Below are 24,749 nucleotides of genomic sequence, written 5' to 3'. Positions count from 1 at the left end.
GCCTCGCCGACTGCTTCCCCGCCCTCGACTACTTCGAGAACAGCGGACTGCCCTTCGTCGTCGCCCTCAACGGCTTCGACGGACACCAGCCCCACACCCCCGACGAAGTCCGCGAAGCACTCCAACTCGGCGCCGACACCCCCGTCATCACTCTCGACGCCCGCCGCCGCGACAGCGCCAAGAGCGCCCTCATCACCCTCGTCGAACACGCCCTGCTGGCCCGACTGCGGTGATCGCGCACGACGTGGCCCGCGGGACCTCCGGCGAGGTCCCGCGGGCCACAGGCGCGTTCGGGGCGACTACTCGGTGGGCTCCAGGCCGGCCCTGATCAGGCCGTAGGTGTACGCGTCCTCCAGCGCCAGCCAGGAGGCGGCGACCACGTTGTCGGCCACGCCCACCGTCGACCAGGTGGCGGCGCCGTCGGTGGACTCGATCAGCACCCGGGTCTTGGAGCCGGTGCCGTGCTGGCCCTCCAGGATGCGGACCTTGTAGTCCACCAGCTCGAAGGTGGCCAGCGGCGGGTAGATGCCCTCCAGGGCCGCGCGCAGCGCCTGGTCCAGCGCGTTGACCGGGCCGTTGCCCTCGCCGGTGGCGATCCGGCGCTCGCCCTTGGCCCACAGCTTGACGGTGGCCTCGTTGCCGGTGAAGCCGTTCGGGCCCTGCTCGCTGATGGTCCGCCAGGACTCCAGCGTGTAGAAGCGGTCCCGGCGGCCGCGCACCTCGTCGCGCAGCAGCAGCTCGAAGGAGGCGTCGGCGGACTCGTAGGTGTAGCCGAGGTTCTCCTGCTCCTTCACCTTGGCCACCACCCGGCCGGCCAGGTCCCGGTCGGTGGAGAGGTCGTAGCCGAGCTCCTTGCCCTTGAGCTCGACGGAGGCCCGGCCGGCCATGTCGGAGACCAGCATCCGCATGGTGTTGCCGACCCGCTCGGGGTCGATGTGCTGGTAGAGGTCCGGGTCGACCTTGATCGCGGAGGCGTGCAGGCCCGCCTTGTGGGCGAAGGCCGAGAAGCCGACGTACGGCTGGTGGGTGGAGGGGGTCAGGTTGACCAGCTCGGCGATCGCGTGCGAGATCCGGGTCATCTCGGCCAGCCGGCCCGCGGGCAGCACCCGGCGGTCGTACTTGATCTCCAGCGCGCCGACCACCGGGAACAGGTTGGCGTTGCCGACCCGCTCGCCGTAGCCGTTGGCGGTGCACTGCACGTGGGTCGCGCCGGCGTCCACCGCGGCCAGGGTGTTGGCCACCGCGCAGCCGGTGTCGTCCTGGGCGTGGATGCCGAGCCGGGCACCGGTCCTGGCGAGCACCTCGGCGACGATCTCCCGCACGCCGGCCGGCAGCATCCCGCCGTTGGTGTCGCAGAGCACCACGACGTCCGCGCCGGCCTCGTGCGCGGTGCGGACCACCGACACCGCGTACTCGGGGTTCGCCCGGTAGCCGTCGAAGAAGTGCTCGCAGTCGATGAACACCCGCCGCCCCTGGGAGCGGAGGAACTCGACACTGTCCCGGACCATCTCCAGGTTCTCGTCCAGGGTGGTGCGCAGCGCGAGCTCCACGTGCCGGTCGTGCGCCTTGGCCACCAGGGTGATCACCGGGGCGCCGGAGGTGACCAGCGCGGCCAGCTGCGGGTCCTCCGCCGCCCTGCCGCCGGCCCTGCGGGTGGCGCCGAAGGCGACCAGCCGGGCGTGCTCCAGCTCCAGCTCGGCGGCGGCGCGGGCGAAGAACTCGGTGTCACGCGGGTTGGCGCCGGGCCAGCCGCCCTCGATGAAGCCGACCCCGAACTCGTCCAGGTGCCGGGCGATGGCCAGCTTGTCCGCCACCGTCAGGTTGATGCCCTCGCGCTGTGCTCCGTCGCGCAGCGTGGTGTCGAACACGTGGAAACTGTCGTCGGTACGGGTGACCTCGGTCATGACCCCTGGTACTCCGTTTCGGGGAGGAAGGTACTGCTCTGCCGGACTTTCTCGTCCCGGCTCCACTGTCCATGATCCCGCGCGCGGTCCCGGTGTCCCCGGGCCCCTTGTGAGGGCCGTCGGCCGGTCCGGGAGAAACAAAAAGACCCCTCGCGGGTGCGAGAGGTCTGCGCGCGGGTCTGGACGCTAGTGGTCGCTCCGCATCGGGTCGTGCGGGAAGCGGTCACTGCGGACCGGCGCGCCTGCTGCTAATAATCATCAGCGAAAGCGAGGACACGCTCGCAGTCTGGCACAGCTGCCCGGGATCCGGCCCGCTCGTCTCGCGATGCGAAACGGGCGGGCCGGGCCGGACGGGCGCGGGGCAGGCCGGAAGGCGAGCCGGGCCGGGCGGTGCCGGACGGGGTGCGGCGGTGCCGGACGGGGTGCGGCGATCAGACGATCTTGTGCAGCCAGTGGTGGGTGTCCGGGGTCTGGCCGCCCTGGATCGACAGCAGGGCCTTGCGCAGCTCCATGGTGACCGGGCCGGGCTCGCCGGCGCCGACGGTCCAGTCGGCGGCGGCGGACTTCACCGAGCCGACCGGGGTGATGACGGCGGCGGTGCCGCAGGCGAAGACCTCGGTGAGGGTGCCGTCGGCGTTGGCCTGCTGCCACTCGTCGGTGGAGATCCGGCGCTCCTCGACCGCGTAGCCGAGGTCGGCGGCCAGCTGGAGCAGCGAGTCGCGGGTGATGCCGGGCAGCAGCGCGCCGGACAGCTCGGGGGTGACGATCCTGGCGTCCTTGCCCTCACCGAAGACGAAGTACAGGTTCATGCCGCCCATCTCCTCGACCCACCGGTGCTCGGCGGCGTCGAGCCAGACCACCTGGTCGCAGCCCTTCTCGGCGGCCTGGGCCTGGGCGACCAGCGAGGCGGCGTAGTTGCCCGCGCACTTGGCGGCGCCGGTGCCGCCGGGCGCGGCCCGGACGTACTCCTTGGACAGCCAGACCGAGACCGGCTTGATGCCGCCCTGGAAGTAGGCGCCGGCCGGCGAGGCGATGATCATGAAGAGGTAGGAGTTGGCCGGGCGGACGCCCAGGCCGACCTCGGTGGCGAACATGAACGGGCGCAGGTAGAGGCTCTGCTCCGGCTCGTTCGGCACCCAGTCCTGCTCCTGGCGGACCAGCAGCTCGACGGCCTCGACGAAGGTCTCCACCGGCAGCTCCGGCATCGCCAGGCGGCGGGCCGAGGCCTGGAAGCGGGCGGCGTTGGCCTCCGGGCGGAAGGTGGCGATGGAGCCGTCGGCCTGGCGGTAGGCCTTCAGGCCCTCGAAGATCGCCTGGCCGTAGTGCAGGGTCATGTTCGCCGGGTCGATCTCCAGCGGGGCGTACGGCGCCAGCTGGGCGTCGTGCCAGCCCACGCCCTCGGTCCAGCGGACGGTGACCATGTGGTCGGTGAAGACCCGGCCGAAGCCGGGGTTGACCAGCCGGGCCTCGCGCTCCGCTGCGGACAGCGGGTGGGCGGAGGGCTTGAGGTCGAACGTGATGGGCGCCTGGGTGGCCGTGCTCATGGCTGTTTCCTTCACCGTGGGGTTGGTCCGGGCCGCCACCGCCGCAGATACGTTTCGGCAAAATTCGCCGGAATGGACGCACAACGGCACGACCCACTGTCGATACTCGCATCCAGAGGGCCGTGCCGAACAGCTGTCCGCCCTTTTTTCGAGGGCGACGAGCTGCGGTTATGCGGTCCGGCCCGCCGGGCCGGAAACCTTGTCGGATCCGGCCCGTCGGCCGGAACTCCGCTCCTGGGTCCGGCCCGTCAGCCGGATACTCGGGCGGCGAGCGCGTCGCCGACCTGGGAGGTGCTGCGGGTGCCGGAGCGCTCGGCCAGGTCCGCCGCCACCGCGGCCTCGACCCCGGCGGCCTCGGCGGCGAAGCCGAGGTGCTCCAGCAGCATCGCGACCGACAGCACGGTGGCGGTCGGGTCGGCCTTGCCCTGGCCCGCGATGTCCGGCGCCGAGCCGTGCACCGGCTCGAACATGGACGGGAACTCGCCGCTCGGGTTGATGTTGCCGCTCGCGGCCAGGCCGATCCCGCCGGTGACGGCGGCGGCCAGGTCGGTCAGGATGTCGCCGAACAGGTTGTCGGTGACGATGACGTCGAAGCGCTCCGGTTGGGTGACGAAGAAGATGGTCGCCGCGTCGACGTGCAGGTAGTCGGTGGTGACCTCGGGGAACTCCTCGCCGACCTCGGCGAAGATCCGCGTCCACAGGTGCCCGGCGTGCACCAGCACGTTGTTCTTGTGCACCAGGGTGAGCTTCTTGCGCGGCCGCGCCTGCGCCCGGCGGTAGGCGTCGCGCACCACGCGCTCGATGCCGTACGCCGTGTTCAGGCTGACCTCGGTGGCCACCTCCTGCGGCGTCCCGGCGCGCAGCGTGCCGCCGTTGCCGACGTACGGGCCCTCGGTGCCCTCGCGGACGACCACGAAGTCGATCTCCGGCTCGCCGCCCAGCGGGGACCGCACCCCGGGGAAGAGCCGGCCCGGACGCAGGTTGATGTGGTGGTCGAAGGCGAACCGCAGCTTGAGCAGCAGCCCCCGCTCCAGCACGCCCGACGGCACGCTCGGGTCGCCGATGGCGCCCAGCAGGATCGCGTCGTGCGACTTCAGCTCCGCCAGCACGTCGTCCGGCAGCGTCTCCCCGGTCCGGTGGTAGCGCCGGGCGCCGAGGTCGTACTCGGTGGTCTCCAGCTTCACGTCGGCGGGGAGCGCGGCACCCAGGACCTTGAGGCCTTCGGCCACCACTTCCTGGCCGATGCCGTCACCGGGAACAACTGCGAGACGAATGGTGCGAGACATGCTCGGACCCTACTCCGCCGTCCCAGGTACTGACACCTGCCGTCCACGATGCGGACGGTCAAGGGAGGTCGCGAACGGAAACGGGCATCGAACCGTCAGACGCTCCTGGAAGGTTCCGCTCGACACGTACCGGCCCGAGGCCGCGTCCAACTCATAGGTGTGGGCAACGGGCCGCCGACCCTGCTCGCATTCGATGCGCCAGAAGTAGGGAATCCCGGCAGCGGCGTACTTTCGCGGCTTGACCTCACGATCCCACTCCACCTCCCCTTCCTCGGCCACCTCGACGACCAGCACAACGTCCTGAGGGAGCCAGAACGTCTGCTCCGGACCACCACCCGCCCGGGAATCGACCACCATGAGGTCGGGCTCCGGCCGATTGCGAGAGTCCAGTCTCAGCCCCATCTGCCGCCAGACCTCCCAGCCCTTCGGCACCTGGTCGACCAGTTGGCGGTCGAGCCGGCTGACCGTCCCGGCGTGGAAGATCGTCTGACGGACGGAGAACACCAGACTTCCGCACAGTAGCTCCGTATGGGGCGGGAGGTCTTGCAGCCGGTCCAAGTCGTCTGCGGTGTAACCGGTAGCCGGCGGCCTCAGCCACTCCGGCATCTCCACGTCGGCGTCTGCTGCCACGGGAACACGGTCGCAGGCCGAATCCCGCCGGTGCCGTCTCATCACCCCTTCGAGGGAGCGCGCGTGACGTCGGGGGCGCCTGGGGCGTGCTTAGGGTGGGCGGGTTCGGCGAAGCGCGTGGAACGGGGTGCGGATGGGCGAGCGGCGGCGGGAGGTGCTGGTCTGCGGGGGTGCCGCGGGGCTGGCCGCGGGCGGGTACGGGCTGGCGGCGGCGCTGAGCGGGCAGTGGCCGGCCGGGGCGGAGGCGGTCGCCGTGCCGTACCACGCCCACCTGTGGGACCTGCTGCACGGGCAGGCCGCCGGGGACCTGCTGGTCAACTGGAACAGCGGCTACGGCGCCCCGTTCCTGGCGGACTTCTTCGCCTACCTGATGAACCCCTTCTCCTGGCCCACCGCGCTGCTCCCCCGCGACCAGGGCCGGCTCGCCGTCCTCCTGGTCACCCTGGCCACCATCGGCCTCGGCACCGCCCTGATGACCCGGCTGCTCGGCCGCCTCCACCCGGGCCCCCGGTGGCTGCGGATGCTCGCCGCCGTCGGGTACGGGCTCTGCGCCTGGGTGCTGGACGTCGGCGGGGCGGCCCCGATGTGGCTCTGGGGCCTGGTCTCGCTGCCCCTGCTCGGCCTGGCGGCCGACTGGTGCCTGCGCGAGCGGCACTGGGTGGCCGGCGCGCTGTGCGTCGCGCTCGCCTGGGCGGGCAACCTGTACACGGCCGCGCTGGCGACCCTGGCGGCCGCGCTCCTGTTCGCCGTCCGGCTGTTCGCCGCCCCGCGCCCGCTGCGCCACCGGGTCCGGGCCACCGGCCGGGCCGTCACCATGGCCACCGCCGGGGTGCTGCTCGCCTCCCCGGTGCTGTTCGTCGCGGTGCTGTCCGCCCGCCGGGCCCAGCCGGAGTCCCCGGTCGAACCGCTCGGCCCGTCCGGCGTCGGCGCCCACCTCGCCCGGCTGCTGCCCGCCACCCACGGCGGGCAGCGGCTGCCGGACGTGGCGATCGGCGTCTTCGGCCTGCTGGTGGTGTGCGGGCTGCCGTTCAACCGGCGGGTGCGGCCGCGGGAGCGCGCCCTGTGGTGCACGGCGCTGGCGCTGGTGGCGGCCGGCTTCCTCTGGACCCCGACCGTGCTGGTCTGGCACGGTCTGGCGATCCCGGCCGGCGGGCCGTACCGGGTGGCCTTCGTGCTCAGCGGGCTGCTGGTGCTGGCGGGCTGGGTCTCGCTGGCGCACCGTCCGGACCGGCTCACCGTGCTGGGCGGCGCCGCCGTGGTGGCGCTGATCGCCGGCCTGGCGGCGGGCCGGCACACGGTGCGCCCGGCCACCTGGGTGCTGCTGGCCGTCGGCGGCGCCGTGCTGTCGGCCGCGCTGTGGCTGCTGGACCGCCGGCACTCCGACCGGCGGGCGACCGCGCTGGCCACCTGGGTGATCGGCGGCGCGGTGCTGGGCAACGCCGTCTGGTCGGGGTACGCGGCGCTCGGCTCGGCCCCCTCCGGCGACGTCTCCCCGGCGGCGGTCCGGGCCGGGCACGCGACGCTGCGCGCGGCCGCCGACTGGCCGCGCGGCCGCAGCGACCCCGGGCCGCACGCCTTCACCCCGAACGACCCGCTGCTGCTGAACGGCCAGGGCGGCGGCTGGTTCAGCAGCTACCTGCCGACCGTCACCGCGCTGCTGCTGCACGACCTCGGCGCGGGCTGGACGGCCGGCGGGCGGCAGACCGCGAGCGTCACCGATCCGGTCGGGCAGGCGCTGTTCGGGGTCCGCGTTCACCTCGACGAGGGCCCGGCGCCGCGTTCCTTCACGCCTGTCCGGGCCGCCGCCACGCCGCCGCTGGTCACCGTGCTGCCCCCGGGTGCCCGGCCGGAGAGGTCCTCGGTCTGGGCCCGGCAGGAGTCGCTGCTCGGCAGCCAGGTGTACGACGCCCCGCTGCCCGTCCCGGCGGGCGGGCCGGCGCCCACCCTGCACGGCACCAGCGGCTGGTCGGTGCCGAGCGGCGGGGAGGGCACGGTGTTCACCGCCGCCTGCACGCCGGGCGGGACGGCCTACTTCCACGGCCTCTGGTACCGGGGCACGGTCAGCGGCCTCGGCAGCGCCTTCCGCAGCGACGGCGAGCAGCCCACCACCGCCGTGCCGATCCACCGGCTGGGGACCGTCCCGGCGGACGGGGTGGTCCGGGTGACGCTGCGGTCGGACGTGGTGAGCCAGCTGCCCGCCCGCCCGATCGGCTGCCTGCGGGCCGGTGCCCTGGAGGCCGCGGTCGCCCGGCTGACCGCGACCGGCGCCACCCGGGTGGAGGCCGGCGGGCACACCCTCACCGCGACCCTCCCGGCGGGTTCCACCGGCACCGCGCTGCTCTCCGTCCCGGCCACCGAGGGCTGGACCTGTGCGGTGGACGGCGGCCGCCGCGCCGCTCCCGCGTCCGTGCTCGGCATGATCGGCGTCCCGCTGGGCGGCGGCGCCTCCCGGATCGCCTGCGCCTTCCGGCCGCCCGGGCTCACCGAGGGCCTCGTCGTCGCCTCCGCCACCGCCGCCGTCCTCGCGCTGGTCGCCGTCTTCGCCCGGCTCTCGCGCCGCCCCACCCGTCCCCCGCGCCGCGACCGCCGCCGGGCGGCGGGGCCGGCCGGGGCGTGACGGGGGCGGGCGGCGCGGCCGGAACGTGCCGGGGCGGCCCGCCGGAGTGCCGGCGGGCCGCCCCGGCCCCGGTCCCCTGATCGGGTCTCCCGACCCCGTGATCAGGGCAGGTCGACCACCTGGGCCCGTCGCTCGGCCGGGTTGAGGTGGTGCAGCAGCAGGAGCCGCGAGGTGCCGCCCTGCGACCGGTGCACGTCGAGGACGGCGCCCGGGCCGGCCGGGACCACCACGGCGTACGGGCCGGTGAGGCCGGCCCGTACGGTGAGTGCCGGCCGCAGCACGTCCAGCGGGACGGTCGGGGCGGTGCCGTTCAGTCCGATGGCGCAGAGCGCGTCGGCCACGTCCGGCGTACCGGCCCCGGCGTAGCCGGTCCACACGCCGTAGCGGACGGTGCTGTGCCCGGGCGCGACGCCGGGCAGGGCGCTCAGCCGGACGGGCAGCACCAGGACGTCGCTGTCGAGCAGGGCGGTGTCGGTGTCGCCCCAGTGGGCGTTGAGCGGCTGGACGTCCAGTTCGGCCCCGGTGCGGGCGTCCAGGGCCCGGGAGACCAGGACGTCGCTGCCGCGCAGCCGGTCGGCCTTGAGGACGACGTCGGTGCTGCCGTCCCCGTCGGTGTCCAGCGCCACCCGCACCCCGTACAGCCCCACCGGGGTGGCCGCGGGCGCCCACAACTGCGCTCCCACGTACAGCAGTTCGGAGTCGACGGCGGCGCCCGCCGCACGCAGGTCGGCGGACCGCTCGCCGGGGTGCTCGACGCAGACCTCCTGCGCCGGGTCCGGCTCCTCCCCGGTGCCCTTCGGCCGGACGCCCGCGCCCGGCGCGACCGCCGCGTCACCGCCGCCGGGCGGGCAGTCCGGCCAGCGGATCCCCTCGCCGCCGAGCGCGAGGGCGCTGACCAGCCCGGGCTGTTCTCCGGGCGCGGCGCGGCCGCCGAGGGTGACCAGGGTGCCGTCCCGGGCGGTGCGGACGGTGGCCGTCGCCGTGAGGTCGCCGGTCGGGCGGGGGGCGGCCAGCACCGGGATCCGCAGCTGCGGCGGCGTGTCGTCGCCGACGGGCGTGAGCAGCACCCGGCCGGAGAGCTCGCCCCGGTAGCTGCGGGCCCGGCCGCCCTGCACGGTGTCGACGGTCGGGTCGGGCGCCCGCCCGAGCTCCCCCGGCACGGCGAGCGTCACCCGTACCCGGGCGGTGCCGCCCGCCGGGACGTCCACCCGGGGCGGCGTCACCCGGTAGGAGGCGCCGGGCAGCCGGGTGGCGGCCGCGTAGGAGGTGCGGTAGGTCAGCGGCGCGGCCGAGGTGTTGCGCACCTCGATCTCCCGGGTGACCGCCGTCGGCCCGCCGACCTCGACCGGACCGAAGGAGACCCCGACGACGCCCTCCGCGGCGCCCTCGCCCACCGCGTAGGCGACGGCGGGCGTGCGGACCGCCCGGTCCACCCGGACCCGCCCGGCGCCGGTGCGCTCGGGCCCGTAGACCGGCCCGCCGCGGTCGTCGCCGAGGTAGGTGTCGACGGTGGTGTTCATCAGCGCGGCCTTGACCTGCTCGACCGGCCAGTCCGGGTGCGCGGCGCGGACCAGCGCGGCGAGTCCGGCCACGTGCGGGGTGGCCATCGAGGTGCCGCTCTCGCGCTGGCCGCCGGCGCCGCTGCCGACCAGGCTGGACCAGATGCTCTCGCCGGGGGCCGCCAGGTCGGGCTTGACCACGCCCGGCACGCCGATGCCGCGCGAGGTGAAGTCGGTCAGGGTGTCGACCCGGGCCGGCTGGTCCTGCGCGACCGAGCCGTGCAGCGTGTTGCCGGGCGCCGCGAGCCGGATCCGCACCGGCCCGGCGGCCGCGGCCTGCCGCAGCCGGTCGCCGTCGGCACGCGCCAGCAGCGCGGCCGGGATCCGGTCGTTGCCGGAGATCTCGGCCAGGTGGTCGGAGTCGGCGGCGTACAGCGCGCCGATCGCGCCCGCGTCGGCGGCGTGGTCGGCGCGCGGGCCGGAGTTGCAGGCCCGGTCGGCTTCCCGGGTGCGCCAGGCGAGCAGCGCGATCCGGCCCTTCAGCCGCTGCCGGTCGGCCTCGCTGAAGTCGGTGCAGCCGTCCGACTGGTCGGCGGGCAGGGCGAGTTCGCCGCTGACGTCGCCGGTGGTCCAGCCCTGGTAGCGCTCGCTCCAGTGGGCCGGGACGATCCCGGCCCGCTCGGCCGGGGCGAGCACGGTGATGCCGTCCACGTCGGCGTGCCCGTGCACCGAGGCGGCGACGGTGATCGCCCGGGCGGCGGTGCCGGGGCTGCCGCCGATGCCGTACACGTCGCCGTCGTTGCCCGCCGCCGCGACCACGACGGTGCCCAGTTCGGCGAGCCGGTCGACGGCCAGGGCGTCGGTGTCGTCGGTGCTGCCGAAGTGGCTGCCGAGCGAGAGGTTGACGACGTCCAGCCGGTCGCTCAGGTCGCCGTCCCCGTTGGGGTCGGCGGCCAGGTCGAGCGCCTCGGCGACCCGGTCGGTGGAGCCGTCGCAGCCGAACACCCGGATCGCGTACAGCTGGGCGCCGGGGGCGGTGCCGGGGCCGATCCGGAAGCCGGCCGGGTCCAGCCCGGGCCCGTACGGACCGGTGTACGGGCGGCCGTCGGCGGTGACGCCGTACCCGGCGGCGGTGCCGGCCACGTGGGTGCCGTGCCCGTTGCGCACGCAGTCGATCGGGTTGTCGCCGGGGTGCGGCACCGGCTGGTGGTGCGGGGAGGCCGGGTCGGGGTCGTAGTCGTCGCCGACCAGGTCCTTGCCGCCGATCACCTTGGCGTTGGGGAAGAGCGCGGGCGGCGCGGGCTTGCCGCGCTCGACCGAGCGGAAGGCCTCCTCGGTGCCGGGTCCGCCGAAGTCGGCGTGGGTGTAGTCGATGCCGCTGTCGATGATCCCGATCCGCATGCCCTGCCCGGTGCCGGTCGTCCGGTCGCCGGCCCAGACCTGCGGGGCGCCGGTCAGCGGGACGGAGTGGGCGTTGTCGCGCCGCTTGGCGACGATCGGGTGGACGGCCCGGACGCCCGGCAGTGCCCGCAGCGCGGGCAGCCGGTCGGCGGGCGCGCTGACCGCGAGGCCGGTGAGCACGGTGCGGGTGCGGTAGAGCTCGCGCGCGGCGGGTGCCGCCCGGTGGACGGCCCCGGCGAGCCGGTCGAGCGCGTCCCCGGTCCGGGACCGCTGGGCGGCGCCGGCCCGCGCGGCCTCCCGGCGGACGTCCTCCGGGGAGCGCCGGGCCCGCCGGGCCCCGTCGGCGGCGCGCCGCCAGGCGGAGCCGGTCGTCTCGGTGGTGAGTTCGAGCAGGACGGAGGCCGTTCGGCCCGCCCCTGGCGGTCCGGCCGTTGGTGGTCCCGCGGTCGGTGGGCCGCCGGCCGCCGGGGTGGCGGCGAGGACGGCGCTTCCGGCCAGCAGGGCCAGGGTGAGGCCGATCCGGGCGGCGGGTCGGCGGACGGGTGGCAGACGCACTGGGCCCTCTCCCCCGGCAGGGGGACTGATCCGCACTCCGTGTCGCTGACGCCCGCCCACGCGAACGTCGATCACCCCTCCGAGAGCCCCAAATTAGGATGATCGCGCCGACGGGGACGAGCAACTTCCCTCGGACGGAGCGGGGTTGCACTCTACTGGGTGACATCCCCAACGCCCGTACGGCCCATTCGGCCGATGAACGCCGGTCGACACCCGGCCCGACGGCGGGGACGGCCGCCGGACGGCGGCGGCGCGTACCCGAGGACGGGGCCGGTCACCCGAGGGCGGGGCGGGTCAGTGGTGGCCGGTCACGCCGCCGTTGTCCCGGCGGTCCAGCGAGCGCTGCAGGGCGGCGGCCGCGAAGGGGGTCCGCTCGGCGGCCCGGCGGCGGCGCGGGGCACGGACGGGGGCGGTGGCGGGGGCGGACGTGGCGTGACGGTCGGCGGTCGGCGACATACCGGGCTCCTTGGAAGCGGCGCCGCGGAGGGCGGGCGCGAAGAGGGGGGAGGGAGCGCGGGAGCAGGGATCGCCTGCTCGTGAAGGCGCACGCGCACACGGGCCGCACACCCTGGCTACAGGGGCGGCACACCGTATGGCCCTTCCACGGTACGGCCGCGCCCCGGCCGTGTCTGCACGAATACTTGGATTTCCTAGTATCTGAGACGGGCGTCACCCGGGAGAACGCAGCAGGGCCCGGACCGCCGTTCGCACGGCGGTCCGGGCCCTGCTGGAGCCGGGAGGGTCAGCCCAGGTCGACCGAGCGCGCGAAGTGGGCGCCGATCTCGGCGGCGATGGCCGACAGCACCTCCTGCGGGATCTCGGTGTCCACGGTGATGGAGGCCAGCGCGTTGCCGCCGTCGCGGGCGACCTGCATGCCGGCGATGTTGATGCCCGCGTCGCCGAGGTGGCGGCCGAGCACGCCGACCACGCCGGGGCGGTCCTCGTACTTGAAGAAGGCCATGTGGTCGGTGAGCGCCACGTCCACGTCGAAGGCGTCCACGCCGACGATCTTCTGGGTCTGCTTGGGGCCGGCCAGCGTGCCGGAGATGGCGATCTCCTCGCCGCCCCCGAGCGTGCCGCGGACGGTGATCACGTTGCGGTGCTCGGGGCTCTCGCTGGAGGTGGTCAGCCGGACCTCGACACCGCGCTCCTGGGCGAACAGCGGGGCGTTGACGTAGGACACCGTCTCCGCCACCACGTCCTCGAACACGCCCTTCAGCGCGGACAGTTCGAGCACCTTCACGTCGTGCTGGGTGATCTCGCCGCGGACCTCGACGTCGAGGCGGACGGCCACCTCGCCGGCCAGCGCGGTGAAGATCCGGCCGAGCTTCTCGGCCAGCGGCAGGCCCGGGCGGACGTCCTCGGCGATCACGCCGCCCTGGACGTTCACCGCGTCCGGCACCAGCTCGCCGGCCAGCGCGAGGCGCACCGACCTGGCGACCGCGATGCCGGCCTTCTCCTGCGCCTCGTCGGTGGAGGCGCCCAGGTGCGGGGTGGCGACCACGTTGTCGAAGGCGAACAGCGGGGAGTCGGTGCACGGCTCCTTGGCGTACACGTCCAGGCCGGCGCCGGCCACCCGGCCGTCGCGCAGCGCGCTCGCCAGCGCCTCCTCGTCCACGATGCCGCCGCGGGCGGCGTTCACGATGCGGACGGTCGGCTTGACCTTGTGCAGTGCCTCGTCGCCGATCAGGCCGATGGTCTCCGGGGTCTTGGGGAGGTGGACGGTGATGAAGTCCGAGACCTCCAGCAGCTCCTCCAGGGTGACCAGCTTGACGCCCATCTGCGCGGCGCGGGCGGCCTGGATGTAGGGGTCGTACGCGACGATCTTCATCCCGAACGCGGACATCCGCTGGGCGACCAGCACGCCGATCCGGCCGAGGCCGACGACACCGAGGGTCTTCTCGCTCAGCTCGACGCCGGTGTACTTGTTGCGCTTCCACTCGCCCTGCTTGAGCGCGGCGTTGGCCGGCGCGATGTTGCGGGCGACGGAGATCAGCAGGCCGCAGGCGAGCTCGGCGGCGGTGACGATGTTGGAGGTCGGCGCGTTGACGACCATCACGCCGGCCTTGGTGGCGGCGGAGACGTCCACGTTGTCCAGGCCGACACCGGCCCGGGCGACCACCTTGAGCTTGCGGGCGACGGCCAGCGCCTCGGCGTCGACCTTGGTGGCGGAGCGGATCAGGATCGCGTCGACGTCGGCGATCGCGGTGAGCAGCTCGGTGCGGTCGGCGCCGTTGCAGTGGCGGATCTCGAAGTCGGGGCCGAGGGCGTCGACGGTGGCGGGCGAGAGCTCTTCGGCGATCAGTACAACGGATTTGCTCACGACAGTGGGGTCCTTAACTGTCCGGTTCCCCCGGGCACGTAGGTGGCGTGGAGGGCGGGGGAAGGTGGCATGCCGCGTAGGTAGACGCACGACGCTGTGGGCCTGACGCGCACTCGGAGTGTATCGACGGGCTGGGTAGCGGGCTGCTCCCGTCCGGCGAAATCACCCGGACGAGAGCAGCCTACTTGTACAAGGGAGTTACAAAATCGGGGCCGGCGGCGCAGCCGGTACCGGCCCGGAAGGGGGTCAGGCCTTCTCGTTGACCCAGCTCATCAGCGAGCGCAGCTTCTTGCCGGTGGTCTCCAGCAGGTGGTCCTCGTCGGCCTTCTTGTACTCGTTGTACTTGGGCAGACCCGCCTTGTACTCGGCGATCCACGTGTTGGCGAAGGTGCCGTCCTGGATCTCGGCGAGGACCTTCTTCATCTCGGCCTTGGTGGCGTCGGTGATGATCCGCGGGCCGGTGACGTAGTCGCCCCACTCGGCGGTCTCGGAGACCGACCAGCGCATCTTCTCCAGGCCGCCCTCGTACATCAGGTCGACGATGAGCTTCAGCTCGTGCAGGCACTCGAAGTAGGCGATCTCCGGCTGGTAGCCGGCCTCGACCAGGGTCTCGAAACCGGCCTTCACCAGGGCGGCGGTGCCACCGCAGAGGACGGCCTGCTCACCGAACAGGTCGGTCTCGGTCTCCTCGGTGAAGGTGGTCTTGATGACGCCGGCCTTGGTGGCGCCCAGGCCCTTGGCGTACGACAGCGCCAGGGCGAAGGCGTTGCCCGAGGCGTCCTGCTCGACCGCGACGATCGCGGGGACGCCGCGGCCCTCCTCGTACTGGCGGCGGACCAGGTGGCCCGGGCCCTTCGGGGCGACCATGCAGACGTCGACGTCCGCCGGGGGCTTGATGAAGCCGAAGCGGATGTTCAGGCCGTGGCCGAAGAACAGGGCGTCGCCGGCCTTCAGGTGCGGGGCGATGTCGGCCTCGTAGACGTCGGCCTGGATCGGGTCCGGCACCAGGATCATGATGACGTCGGCCTCGGCCGCCGCCTCGGCCGGGGTGACGACGCGCAGGCCGGCCTCCTCCGCCTTGGCGCGGGACGTGGACTCCGGCTTCAGGCCGACCCGGACGTCGGCGCCGGAGTCGCGCAGCGACAGCGCGTGGGCGTGGCCCTGGCTTCCGTAGCCGATGACCGCGACCTTGCGGCCCTGGATGATGGACAGGTCGGCGTCGTCTTCGTAGAACAGCTCGGCCACGGGGGCACATCTCCTTGCGTGATGGTTGCCGGGTACGCGGTGCTCACCGTATGCGCACGCGGCGGGGGTTTGGGTCTTTGCGTCAGGGTTTGAGACGGCGCTGTTTACGCGCTGCGGTCCAGGGCGCGCAGCGAGCGGTCCGTGATGGAACGCGCGCCGCGGCCGATGGCGACCAGGCCGGACTGGACCAACTCCTTGATGCCGTAAGGCTCCAGCATCCGGAGCATGGCCTCCAGCTTGTCCGAACTGCCGGTGGCCTCGATGGTCACCGCTTCGGGCGACACGTCGACGGTCTTGGCACGGAACAGCTGGACGATCTCGACGATCTGCGACCGGGTCTCGTTGTCGGCGCGGACCTTCACCAGGACCAGTTCCCGCTGGATCGCAGCGGACTGGTCGAGTTCGACGATCTTTATCACGTTCACGAGCTTGTTGAGCTGCTTGGTGACCTGTTCCAGCGGGAGGTCCTCGACGTTGACCACGATCGTCATCCGGGACACGTCCGGATGCTCGGTCGAGCCGACGGCGAGGGAGTCGATGTTGAAGCCCCGACGGGAGAACAGGGCGGCGATGCGGGCGAGCACGCCGGGCTTGTTCTCGACCAGGACGGAGAGGGTGTGCTTGGACATGGGATTCCTCAGTCGTTCTGGAAACTGCAGGGGCTGGTCAGTCGAGGTCGTCGCCGAAATCGGGGCGCACGCCCTTGGCGAACTGGATCTCGTCGTTGCTGGTGCCGGCCGCGACCATCGGCCAGACCATGGCGTCCTGGTGGACGATGAAGTCGATGACCACCGGGCGGTCGTTGATCTCCATCGCCTGCTTGATGACCGCGTCGAGGTCCTCGGGGCGCTCGCAGCGCAGGCCGACGCAGCCCATCGCCTCGGACAGCAGGACGAAGTCGGGGATCCGGGTGCCCTGGGCCGGCGGCTCGATGCCGTCGTGGCCGGGGCCGGAGTGCAGCACGGTGTTGGAGTAGCGCTGGTTGTAGAACAGCGTCTGCCACTGCCGGACCATGCCCAGCGAGCCGTTGTTGATGACCGCGACCTTGATCGGGATGTCGTTCAGTGCGCAGGTGACCAGCTCCTGGTTGGTCATCTGGAAGCAGCCGTCGCCGTCGATGGCCCAGACCGCGGTCTCCGGGCGGCCGGCCTTGGCGCCCATCGCCGCGGGGACGGCGTAGCCCATCGTCCCGGCGCCGCCCGAGTTGAGCCAGGTGCCCGGCTTCTCGAACTGGATGAACTGCGAGCTCCACATCTGGTGCTGGCCCACGCCCGCGGCGTAGATGGCCTCGGGGCCGACCAGCCGGCCGATCCGCTCGATGACCTGCTGCGGCGAGAGCTGCCCGTTCGGGGCCGGCTCGTAGCCGAGCGGGTAGGTCTTCTTCCACTCGTCGAGCCGCTCCCACCACTCGGTGTAGTCGCCCCGGTGGCCGGCGTCGAACTCGGCCTGGACGGCGACGATCAGGTCGGCGAGCACCTCGCGGGCGTCGCCGACGATCGGCACGTCCGCCGGGCGGTTCTTGCCGATCTCGGCCGGGTCGATGTCCGCGTGGACGACCTTGGCGCCGGGGGCGAAGCCGTCCAGCTTGCCGGTGACGCGGTCGTCGAAGCGGGCGCCGAGGGTGAACAGCAGGTCCGCCTTCTGGAGCGCGGTGACGGCCGGGACGGAGCCGTGCATGCCGGGCATGCCCAGGTGCTGGGGGTGGCTGTCCGGGAAGGCGCCGAGCGCCATCAGGGTGGTGACCACCGGGGCGCCGGTCAGCTCGGCGAGGATCCGCAGCTCGGCGGTGGCCCGCGCCTTGAGCACGCCGCCGCCGACGTACAGCACCGGACGCTTGGCGCCGACCAGCATCTTCGCGGCCTCGCGGATCTGCTTGGCGTGCGGCTTGGTCACCGGGCGGTAGCCGGGCAGCGCGGTCTCGACCGGCCAGCGGAAGGTGGTGGTCGCCTGGAGCGCGTCCTTGGCGATGTCGACCAGGACCGGGCCGGGGCGGCCGGTGGCGGCGATGTGGAAGGCCTCCGCGATCACCCGGGGGATCTCGGCCGGGTCGGTGACCAGGTAGTTGTGCTTGGTGATCGGCATCGTGATGCCGCAGATGTCCGCCTCCTGGAAGGCGTCGGTGCCGATGGCCTTGGAGGAGACCTGGCCGGTGATCGCGACGACCGGCACCGAGTCCATGTAGGCGTCGGCGATCGGGGTGACCAGGTTGGTCGCGCCCGGGCCGGAGGTCGCCATGCAGACCCCGACCCGGCCGGTGGCCTGGGCGTAGCCGGTGGCGGCGTGACCGGCGCCCTGCTCGTGGCGGACCAGGATGTGGCGCACCTTGACGGAGTCCATCAGGGGGTCGTACGCGGGAAGGATGGCCCCGCCCGGAATGCCGAAGACGGTGTCCGCGCCCACGGCCTCCAGGGAGCGGATGAGCGACTGGGCGCCGGTCATGGTCTCGACGACGTGCTGGGGAGCGGGAGCGTTGGCGGCCGGGTTGTCCCCGCGGCGGGGGGATGCGGCGTGCTCAGTCATCTGCCTGTCTCTTCTCGGGATTTGCCGACCAGGTGCTGCGGGCCCCGGTGCTGCGAGGGTGGGGTCCCGGTCCGGGCCGAGCGCCGGCTCTGCCTCAATCGTCCCGCTCGATCCGACAAGTCGGACATGCTCGGGCGGCCGAGGCCAGGGGTCTTGCGGAGGTGGAACAGCGTCAGTGCAACAAAAAACCCCTCGTGCCCAAGGGCATGCGAGGGGTGGCGCGTCGGTCTGTCACGAGCAGGGCGTACGAGCCCACTCAGCCGACGCGCCCGCCAAGTACGAGAATTCGGGTGCGCATGGCAACGACCTTCCTCCCGTCCGGGGCGGCATGTCAAGCAGGTGGGATGACCGTCTCGCCATGCGGACCTCCCGGCGGACCAGTGACGGCACGGTGTTCGGGCAGGTCAGAGCCGCCATGGTGATGTGCGCCACGTCCCGGCGCGGCGTCCGTGCGGCCGCTCGTCCGGCCACTCGTCCGGGTGTCGTCGGCGGCGGGAGAGTACGCGCGGCGGGCCGGGACCGGGCCCGCCGGCGCGGGCAGCGGGTAGCCGCGGCGGGCCAGCGCCCGGCGCAGCCGGGGCTCGTCCAGCGGCGGGGCGAAGGCCGAGCCCTGGGCCTGCCCGCAGCCCAGCTCCTGCAGCGCGGAGACCTGGCGGGGCAGGTCCACCCCCTCGGCGGCGGTGGCCATCCCGAGGTCGCGGCCGAGCCGCAGTACGTGCCCGGCCAGGGTGCGGCTGAGCGCGGACTCGCCGAGGTCCTGGACGAGCGTGCGGTCCAGCTTGAGCCCGTCCAGCGGCAGCCGGGCGAGGGCGCCGAGCGAGCCGCCGCCGGCGCCGTACCCGGCCAGCCAGGTGGAGACGCCCAGCCCGCGCAGGGCGGAGAGCCGGCGGCCGAGCTCGTCGGCGAGCGAGTCCGGGCCCATCCGGGCCACCTCGATCACCAGCTCGTCGGCCGGCAGCCCGCTGTCGCGCAGCGCCGCGGCCACCGTCTCGTACAGGCCGGGCGAGCAGAGCCGTTCCACGGAGAGCCGGACGGCCACCGGGACGGGCTCCGGCGCGCCGCGGCCCCGGCCCGGCAGGGTGCGCCGCTCGACGGCCGCGCTGACCGCCTCCAGGACCAGCCAGCGGGAGAACCGGGTGGCCGCGTCGCCGTGCTCGCTCGAGCGCAGGAACTCGGCCGGGGTGAGCAGCAGGCCGCCCACCGAGCGCCAGCGGGCCTGCGCCTCGACGCCGGTCACCGCGCCGCTGCGCAGGTCCACCACGGGCTGGTGGAGCAGCGTGAAGCCGCCCTCCCTCACCGCCATCCGCAGCCGTTCCTCCAGTTCGGTGCGGCGCTCCAGGTCGGCCCGCATCGCGGGGGTGTAGAGCACCACCCGGCCCTTGCCCTCGGACTTGGCCCGGTACATCGCGAGGTCGGCGTTGCGCATCAGCTCGTCGGCGGCGACCCTGGGGTCGGCCGCCGGGCCGCGCTCGGGGGTGCCGAAGGCGATGCCGATGCTGGCGGCGACGCCGAGTTCGGCACCGCCGATCCAGTACGGGTCGGAGAGCGCGAGGCGCAGCCGCTCGGCCAGCTCCTGGACCTGGAGGCGGCCGAGCGGGCCGCAGACCAGCGCGGCGAACTCGTCGCCGCCGAACCGGGCGACGGTGTCCCCGCAGCGGACGGCGTTCTGGAGCCGGCGGGCGGCCTGCACCAGCAGTTCGTCGCCGACCTGGTGCCCGGCGGTGTCGTTGACCGCCTTGAAGCCGTCCAGGTCGAGGAAGAGCACCGCGATCCCGGCGCCCGTCCCGCCCTGCTGGCCGCGGGCGCCGAGGGCGGCCCGCAGCCGCTGGGTGAACAGCGCCCGGTTGGGCAGGTCGGTGAGCGGGTCGTGGAAGGCGTTGTGCTGCAACTGGGCCTGGAGCATGACGCGTTCGGTGACGTCCCGGCTGTTGAGCAGCAGGCCGTCGCGATGTCTGCTGACGGTGGACTCGACGTGCAGCCACTCGCCGGCGCCGGAGCTGATCCGGCACTCGACCCGGGCGGAGAGCTCGGCGCCGCCGGGGCTGCGGTGGGTGGTGAGCCGGACCCTGGCGAGGTAGCGGCGGACCTCGGCGAGCACCCGGCCGACGTCCTCGGGGTGGACCAGGTCCAGCAGGTTGCCGCCGACCAGCTGCTCCGGGTCCCGGCCGTAGACGCCGAGCGCGGCCGGGGAGACGTAGGAGAGCACGCCGTTGGCGCCGGCGATCATGATGACGTCGCTGGAGCCCTGCACCAGGGAGCGGAAGTGCGCCTCCTTGTGGGCGAGTTCCTGGGCCAGCGACAGGTTGTCCAGGAGCATCACGCCCTGCCGGAGGATCAGCGCCAGCCCGACGGTGCAGGCCGCCGCGGCCACCACGCGGTCCAACTCCCGTCCGCCGAGGGCGTTGTAGAGGATTCCGGCGGTGCAGACCGCGGCGGCCGCGTACGGGGTCAGCGCGCTGAAGGTGGTGGCCACCCGGCGGTGCGGCAGGCCGCCGGCCGAGGGGTGCTCGCGCAGCGGGCGGCGCCAGCGCGGCGACCACGGTGCCCAGGCCAGCAGCAGGCTGCCGGCGAACCAGCCGGCGTCCAGCAGTTCGCCCGAGTGGTAGTTGCTGCGCAGTTCCGGGGAGGTGAACAGGGCGTCGCAGGTGACGGTGACGGCGAGCGCCACCATCGCCGTGTGCACCGCCGCCCGGTTGCCGTCCCGGCCGCCGAAGCGCAGCCCGACCACCAGGCTGACCAGCAGGATGTCCAGCACCGGGTAGGCCAGGTTGAGGGCCAGGCGCAGCGGTGAGCCGTCCTCGCCGGCCGCGATCCGGCCGAGTGCCAGGCTCCAGCTGAGGGTGAACAGCGAGCCGGCGATCAGCCAGCCGTCGAGCAGCAGGCAGAGCCAGCCGGCCGCCGTGCGCGGGTGCTGGGCGAGTACCAGGACGCCGGTGATGGCGAGCGGGGCGAAGAGCAGGAAGGCGTACTCGGCGAGCGAGTCCCGGGGCAGCGCGGTGCGCACGACCAGCTCGTACCAGCCCCAGGTGCCGTTGCCGAAGGCGACCATGAGCGAGGAGAGGCCGAACAGCAGCCAGGCCGGGCGGGCGTGCCCGCCGACCGTGCAGCCGTACACCAGACAGGACAGCGCGGCCGCCAGGGCCGCCGCGGCCAGTCCGAAGTCGCCCATGAAGACGGACAGTTGGTGTGATCCCCAGCCGGCGGCGGCGCCCGCGGCGTAGGCCAGGCAGAGTGCGCCCAGGACGAACCCGGGCAGGGTGCGGCTGGCCCGGAGCCGGCACAGCGGGCTGCGGCGGGCGGGCGCGGGCACGTCGGCGGCGGACGTGTCGGTGTGCGGTGCCTCCGGCCGTCCGGTTCCGGGCAGCACCGTTTCGGTGGAGCTCACTCGGCCTCTCCCCCTCCGGCCCGGGGCCTCGCGCCCCGGCCACGGACCACCGGCCGCGCGCCTCTCGGACGTACGCGGTGGCCTGGCGCCCCGTCAGGACGGTGGCCCAGGGGGTGGGCGGCCTGCCGGTCGCCGCACCGTACCGATGCTCCCAAAATGGACCCTACACCAATCCCGTCACTCAATGACACGCACACTCAACTTAGAGTAATGGCGAAAGGGTGGGGAAATGCCCCCGATTCCTACGGATCGGCCCGGTTGGCGGCGGCGCGCGGGCGGGGGCTCACGCGGCGCGCACGGGAGCACGCGGCGGCGCCCGAACACCGGTTCCAGGACGGACGAACGAACGGCCCCGGACCGGTCGAAGCCGGTCCGGGGCCGCCGCGGGGCCCTGCTCAGCGGCCCGAGGGGGCCAGATCGTCCGGGAACAGCCGCAGCCGGTGCGCCAGTGCGGCCGCCTCGCCCCGGCCGCCGACCGCGAGCTTGCCGAGGATGTTGGAGACGTGCACGCTCGCGGTCTTCGGAGAGATGTACAGCTCCTCGGCGATCTGCCGGTTGGTCCAGCCGCGCGCGAGCAGGCGCAGCACGTCCCGCTCACGGGGGGTGAGGTTGAAGGAGTCCCCGGCGGCCTGGGCCGGCACCGCGGCCGACCGCTCGGCCGGGGCGAGGCTCAGCCCGGCCCGCTCGGCCAGCGCGGCGATCTGCCCGCCGAGCAGCCGGTCGTCCCGGACGGCCGCCAGTTCGGCCGCCTCGCGCAGCAGTTCGGCGCCGGCCTCGCGCCGGCCGGCCTGCACCTCGGCCTCGCCGGCCCGCAGCAGGGCCTGGGCCAGCGGGTACGGCAGGCCGGTCGGCCGCAGCGCCTCGACCGCGGCGGCCCAGACCTCCGGAGTGTCCGCCCCCTCGGCGCGGGCCAGTTCGGCCTCCAGCAGCCGGGCCCAGCCGTGGTGCAGCGGGGCCCTGGGACGCAGCTCGGCGGCGGCCGCCGCGATCGCGGCCAGCGCCCCCGGCCGGCCCGCCCCGGCCTGCGGCAGGCCCCGGCTGTCCGCCTCCACCGTCGCGGCCTCGGCCAGCAGCGGGTAGACGTCGGACTCGTGACCGAGCCGGCCGTCCTCCTCCAGCACGGCGAGCGCTTCGGCCCGGGCCTCCAGCGGCCGGCCGCCGAGCGCCGCGAGCCGCACCGCCAGCCGGCTGATCGGCACGCTGTGCTGGACCTGGCCGACCCGGTTGGCCGCCCGGGCCTGCGCCAGCATGGTCCCCGCGGTGGCCAGGTCCCCCTTGAGCAGGGCGAGTTCGCCGCGCATCCGGTCCAGGAACTCGGCGTGGGTGCCGGTCGGGCTGGCCGCCTCGTAGCCGGCCAGCACCTCGGCGGCCTCCCGGACCCGCCCGAGGTCGGTCAGCGCCTCGACCAGGTTGCCGGTCAGGATGGCGCCGATGTTGCGCAGCAGGCCGTTGCCGTCCGCGAACTCCAGGCCCTCCCGGGCCAGTCGGACCGCGTCCTCGGGGTGTCCCAGTCCGCGCTGCATGCTGGCCAGGTTGTTGATGCCGCGCAGCAGCAGGTCGGGCACGCCCAGCCGGCGGGCCCGTTCGACCGCCCCGGCGAGCTCGGCGAGCCCGCCCTCGGCGTCGCCCTGCACGTCGTAGCGCAGGCCGCCGAGGGTCATCCGGGCGTGCACCTCGACCGAGTGGGCGCCCACCTCCTCGGCGATCCGGATCGCCCGCTCGGCCAGCTCGATCGCCTCCGCGGTCGGCTTCTTGAGCATCGCCGTCCCGGCGCCGAGCGCGAGCACCTCGGCCTGGACCGCGGTCGGCGGCAGGTGCTCCACCAGCCGCAGCGCGTTCGCGATCTCCTCCTCGTCGCCGGAGCGGCGCAGGCTGCCCAGCATCCGGGCCCGGTTGATCCGGAACCAGGCCGCGCGCACCGGGTGCTCCGCCTCGTCGACCAGCCGCAGCCCGCGCTTGGCCAGGCTCAGGCCGCGCTCCCGGTCGCCGCAGCGCCGGGCCGCGACCACCGCCTCGGCCAGCACGTCGACCAGCTGGATCCGGTCGCAGTCCTCGTCCGCGGCGCTGTGGTCGCAGGAGCCCGGCGGGTAGGTCTCGGCCCAGTCGTACGGGCGCAGGGTGTGCGCCAGCACCTCCTCGGAGACCAGGTCCCACAGCTCCAGGGCCCGTTCCAGCATCCCGAGCTGCTCGGCGAAGGCGTTGCGGCGGCGGGCCGCGCGGGCGGCGTCCAGGGCCGTCGGCAGGGCGCGGGCCGGATCGTGCGCGTGGTACCAGTAGTTGGCCAGCCGGGCGGCCAGCGCGTCGCCCGGGACGAGCTGCGGCTGGGCCTCCACGACGAGCGCGAACTTGCGGTTGATCCGGTGCCGTTCGCCGGGCAGCAGGTCGTCCGAGACCGCCTCGCGGACCAGCGCGTGGCGGAACCGGTAGCCCTCGCCCTCGCTGTCCGGGCGCAGGATGTTGGCGCCGACGGCCGCCCGCAGCGCCTCGATCAGCGCCTCCTCGTCGTCGTCCAGGACGGCGGCGAGCAGGGCGTGTTCGACGTGCGAGCCGCCCTCGGCGGCGATCCGCACCACCCGCTGGGCCTCCTCGTCCAGGCCCTCGACCCGCACCAGCAGGATGTCCCGCAGCGAGTCGGTCAGCCCGGCTCCGCAGCCGTCCTCGAAGGCGGTGGCCAGCTCCTCGACGAAGAACGGGTTCCCCTCCGAGCGGCGGTGGATGCGGTCCACCAGCTGGCGGTCGGGGACGGTGGTGCCGAGGATGCCGGCCAGCTGGGCGGCCACCTCGCGGCGGTCGAACCGCGCCAGCTCCAGCCGCTGGACGGTGCGCAGCCGTTCGAGCTCGGCGAGGAAGGGGCGCAGCGGGTGCCGGCGGTGCAGGTCGTCGGTGCGGTAGGTGGCGACCAGCAGCACCCGCGACCGGTGCAGGGTGCGCACCAGGAAGGCGAGCAGCTCGCGGGTGGAGCGGTCGGACCAGTGCAGGTCCTCGACGGCGAGGACGAGGGTACGCTCCGCGCCGAGCCGCTCGAACAGCCTCGCGGTGTGCTCGAACAGCCGGGCCCGGCTGTACTCGTCGTTGGGTTCGCCGTCCACCTCGCCGAACTCGGAGAGCAGCAGGGCGAGGTGGCTCTCGCTGCCGGCCGCGGCGGCCTCCAGTTCGGGGCCCAGCGAGCGGTGCAGCCGGCGCAGCGCGGCGGCCAGCGGCGCGTACGGCAGGCCCTCGGCGCCGACCTCCAGACAACTGCCGAGCGAGGTGACCGCCCCGCGGGCGGCCGCCCGCTCCAGGAACTCCTCCAGCAGCCGGGTCTTGCCGACCCCCGCCTCCCCGCCGATCAGGATGGCCTGCGGGCTGCCGGTGCCGGCGCGGCGCAGCGCGTCGGTCAGCTCGGTGATCTCGCTGCCGCGGCCGACGAAGACGGGGCTGACCGATGTCTGCTGCATGGAGGCGAGCATGCCATAGCCGGTGGGGCCCGGCCGAGGGGTTATCTCCCCTGGCGAACGGGTCGAAGGGCCCGAATGCCCGGAGGGGGAGACGCTGGTGAGCGTCTCCCCCTCCGGAGCTCCTTCGGCACCGCCGTGGTGCCGCACCGTCAGCATTCGGGCCGACGCACGGGGCGCCGCTGGAAGCGGGCGGCCACCGGACGCTGCCGCACTCGGCGGGCCTCCTTGGCCTCGCGCACCAGGCGCTCGTGCTCGGCGCGGGCCACGAGCTCGTGGGCCTGTTGCTGGAAGGTCTGGTACTCGATCATTTCCGGTTCCCCCTCGGGTTTTCCACTCCGTCTTGCTGACAGGTAAGAGCTTCCTCCGCCAGTGGGGGGTGCCGCATCGGGAGCGTGCCGCATCT

The 24,749-nt window shown here is 74.1% G+C and carries 14 protein-coding genes and 1 pseudogene; 2 read left to right on the top strand and 13 right to left on the bottom strand.

Going from position 1 to position 24,749, the window contains the following annotated elements; translation table 11 throughout:
• Positions 1 to 233: pseudogene (locus ACFVUY_RS15280) on the top strand (ATP-binding protein); the annotation flags it as partial.
• A 66-nt stretch (positions 234 to 299) separates the two neighbouring features.
• Here ACFVUY_RS15280 and cimA read toward each other — a convergent pair.
• The 4 genes from cimA to ACFVUY_RS15260 all read right to left on the bottom strand — a co-directional run bounded on the left by cimA (position 300) and on the right by ACFVUY_RS15260 (position 5,364).
• A complete protein-coding gene (gene cimA / locus ACFVUY_RS15275) occupies positions 300 to 1,904 on the bottom strand; it encodes a citramalate synthase (protein ID WP_387730059.1) in 1,605 nt (534 codons plus the stop codon).
• Positions 1,905 to 2,335: 431 nt separating this feature from the next.
• Positions 2,336 to 3,448 carry a branched-chain amino acid aminotransferase gene (locus tag ACFVUY_RS15270; protein ID WP_359915403.1) on the bottom strand — a complete coding sequence of 371 codons (1,113 nt, stop codon included), beginning with the start codon at positions 3,446 to 3,448 and terminating at the stop codon, positions 2,336 to 2,338.
• Positions 3,449 to 3,696: 248 nt separating this feature from the next.
• On the bottom strand, positions 3,697 to 4,734 hold the full coding sequence (locus ACFVUY_RS15265; RefSeq protein WP_359915405.1) for a 3-isopropylmalate dehydrogenase: 1,038 nt from the start codon (positions 4,732 to 4,734) through the stop codon (positions 3,697 to 3,699).
• A 9-nt stretch (positions 4,735 to 4,743) separates the two neighbouring features.
• Positions 4,744 to 5,364, bottom strand: a complete 621-nt coding sequence (locus tag ACFVUY_RS15260; protein WP_387730057.1) for a Uma2 family endonuclease — start codon at positions 5,362 to 5,364, stop codon at positions 4,744 to 4,746.
• Between the two features lie 133 nt (positions 5,365 to 5,497).
• Between ACFVUY_RS15260 and ACFVUY_RS15255 the strand changes: the two genes are divergently transcribed.
• Positions 5,498 to 7,981 carry a YfhO family protein gene (locus ACFVUY_RS15255; protein WP_387730055.1) on the top strand — a complete coding sequence of 828 codons (2,484 nt, stop codon included), beginning with the start codon at positions 5,498 to 5,500 and terminating at the stop codon, positions 7,979 to 7,981.
• A gap of 101 nt (positions 7,982 to 8,082) precedes the next feature.
• Here the strand turns inward: ACFVUY_RS15255 and ACFVUY_RS15250 are convergent, their stop codons facing one another.
• The 9 genes from ACFVUY_RS15250 to ACFVUY_RS15210 form a co-directional block, all read right to left on the bottom strand.
• Complete coding sequence (locus ACFVUY_RS15250) at positions 8,083 to 11,436, bottom strand: S8 family serine peptidase (protein ID WP_387730052.1); 3,354 nt, start codon at positions 11,434 to 11,436, stop codon at positions 8,083 to 8,085.
• 294 nt (positions 11,437 to 11,730) lie between these two features.
• Entirely contained in the window at positions 11,731 to 11,892 is a 162-nt protein-coding gene (locus tag ACFVUY_RS15245) for a hypothetical protein (RefSeq protein WP_387690755.1), read from the bottom strand.
• A 286-nt stretch (positions 11,893 to 12,178) separates the two neighbouring features.
• Complete coding sequence (gene serA, locus ACFVUY_RS15240) at positions 12,179 to 13,759, bottom strand: phosphoglycerate dehydrogenase (protein WP_359901556.1); 1,581 nt, start codon at positions 13,757 to 13,759, stop codon at positions 12,179 to 12,181.
• A 246-nt stretch (positions 13,760 to 14,005) separates the two neighbouring features.
• Complete coding sequence (ilvC, locus tag ACFVUY_RS15235) at positions 14,006 to 15,004, bottom strand: ketol-acid reductoisomerase (RefSeq protein ID WP_359901553.1); 999 nt, start codon at positions 15,002 to 15,004, stop codon at positions 14,006 to 14,008.
• Positions 15,005 to 15,108: 104 nt separating this feature from the next.
• Positions 15,109 to 15,633: an acetolactate synthase small subunit gene (gene ilvN, locus ACFVUY_RS15230; RefSeq protein WP_049657946.1), complete on the bottom strand. Its 525-nt coding sequence runs from the start codon at positions 15,631 to 15,633 to the stop codon at positions 15,109 to 15,111.
• Positions 15,634 to 15,670: 37 nt separating this feature from the next.
• Positions 15,671 to 17,524 (bottom strand): acetolactate synthase large subunit, encoded by a 1,854-nt coding sequence (locus ACFVUY_RS15225; RefSeq protein WP_387690758.1) that lies wholly within the window; start codon positions 17,522 to 17,524, stop codon positions 15,671 to 15,673.
• A gap of 331 nt (positions 17,525 to 17,855) precedes the next feature.
• Complete coding sequence (locus tag ACFVUY_RS15220) at positions 17,856 to 20,807, bottom strand: putative bifunctional diguanylate cyclase/phosphodiesterase (protein ID WP_387730075.1); 2,952 nt, start codon at positions 20,805 to 20,807, stop codon at positions 17,856 to 17,858.
• 497 nt (positions 20,808 to 21,304) lie between these two features.
• Positions 21,305 to 24,346, bottom strand: a complete 3,042-nt coding sequence (locus tag ACFVUY_RS15215) for an AAA family ATPase (protein WP_387690760.1) — start codon at positions 24,344 to 24,346, stop codon at positions 21,305 to 21,307.
• Between the two features lie 149 nt (positions 24,347 to 24,495).
• The gene (locus ACFVUY_RS15210; RefSeq protein ID WP_387690762.1) at positions 24,496 to 24,654 is read right to left on the bottom strand and encodes a hypothetical protein; all 159 of its coding nucleotides are present in this window, start codon (positions 24,652 to 24,654) and stop codon (positions 24,496 to 24,498) included.
• Between the last annotated feature and the right edge of the window lie 95 nt (positions 24,655 to 24,749).

The sequence above is a fragment of the Kitasatospora sp. NPDC058063 genome, from assembly GCF_042885395.1.
Lineage (GTDB): Bacteria > Actinomycetota > Actinomycetes > Streptomycetales > Streptomycetaceae > Kitasatospora > Kitasatospora lactacystinica.
The sequence above is the reverse complement of the archived record's forward strand: the minus strand, read 5'-3'. Positions and strand labels throughout refer to the sequence as shown.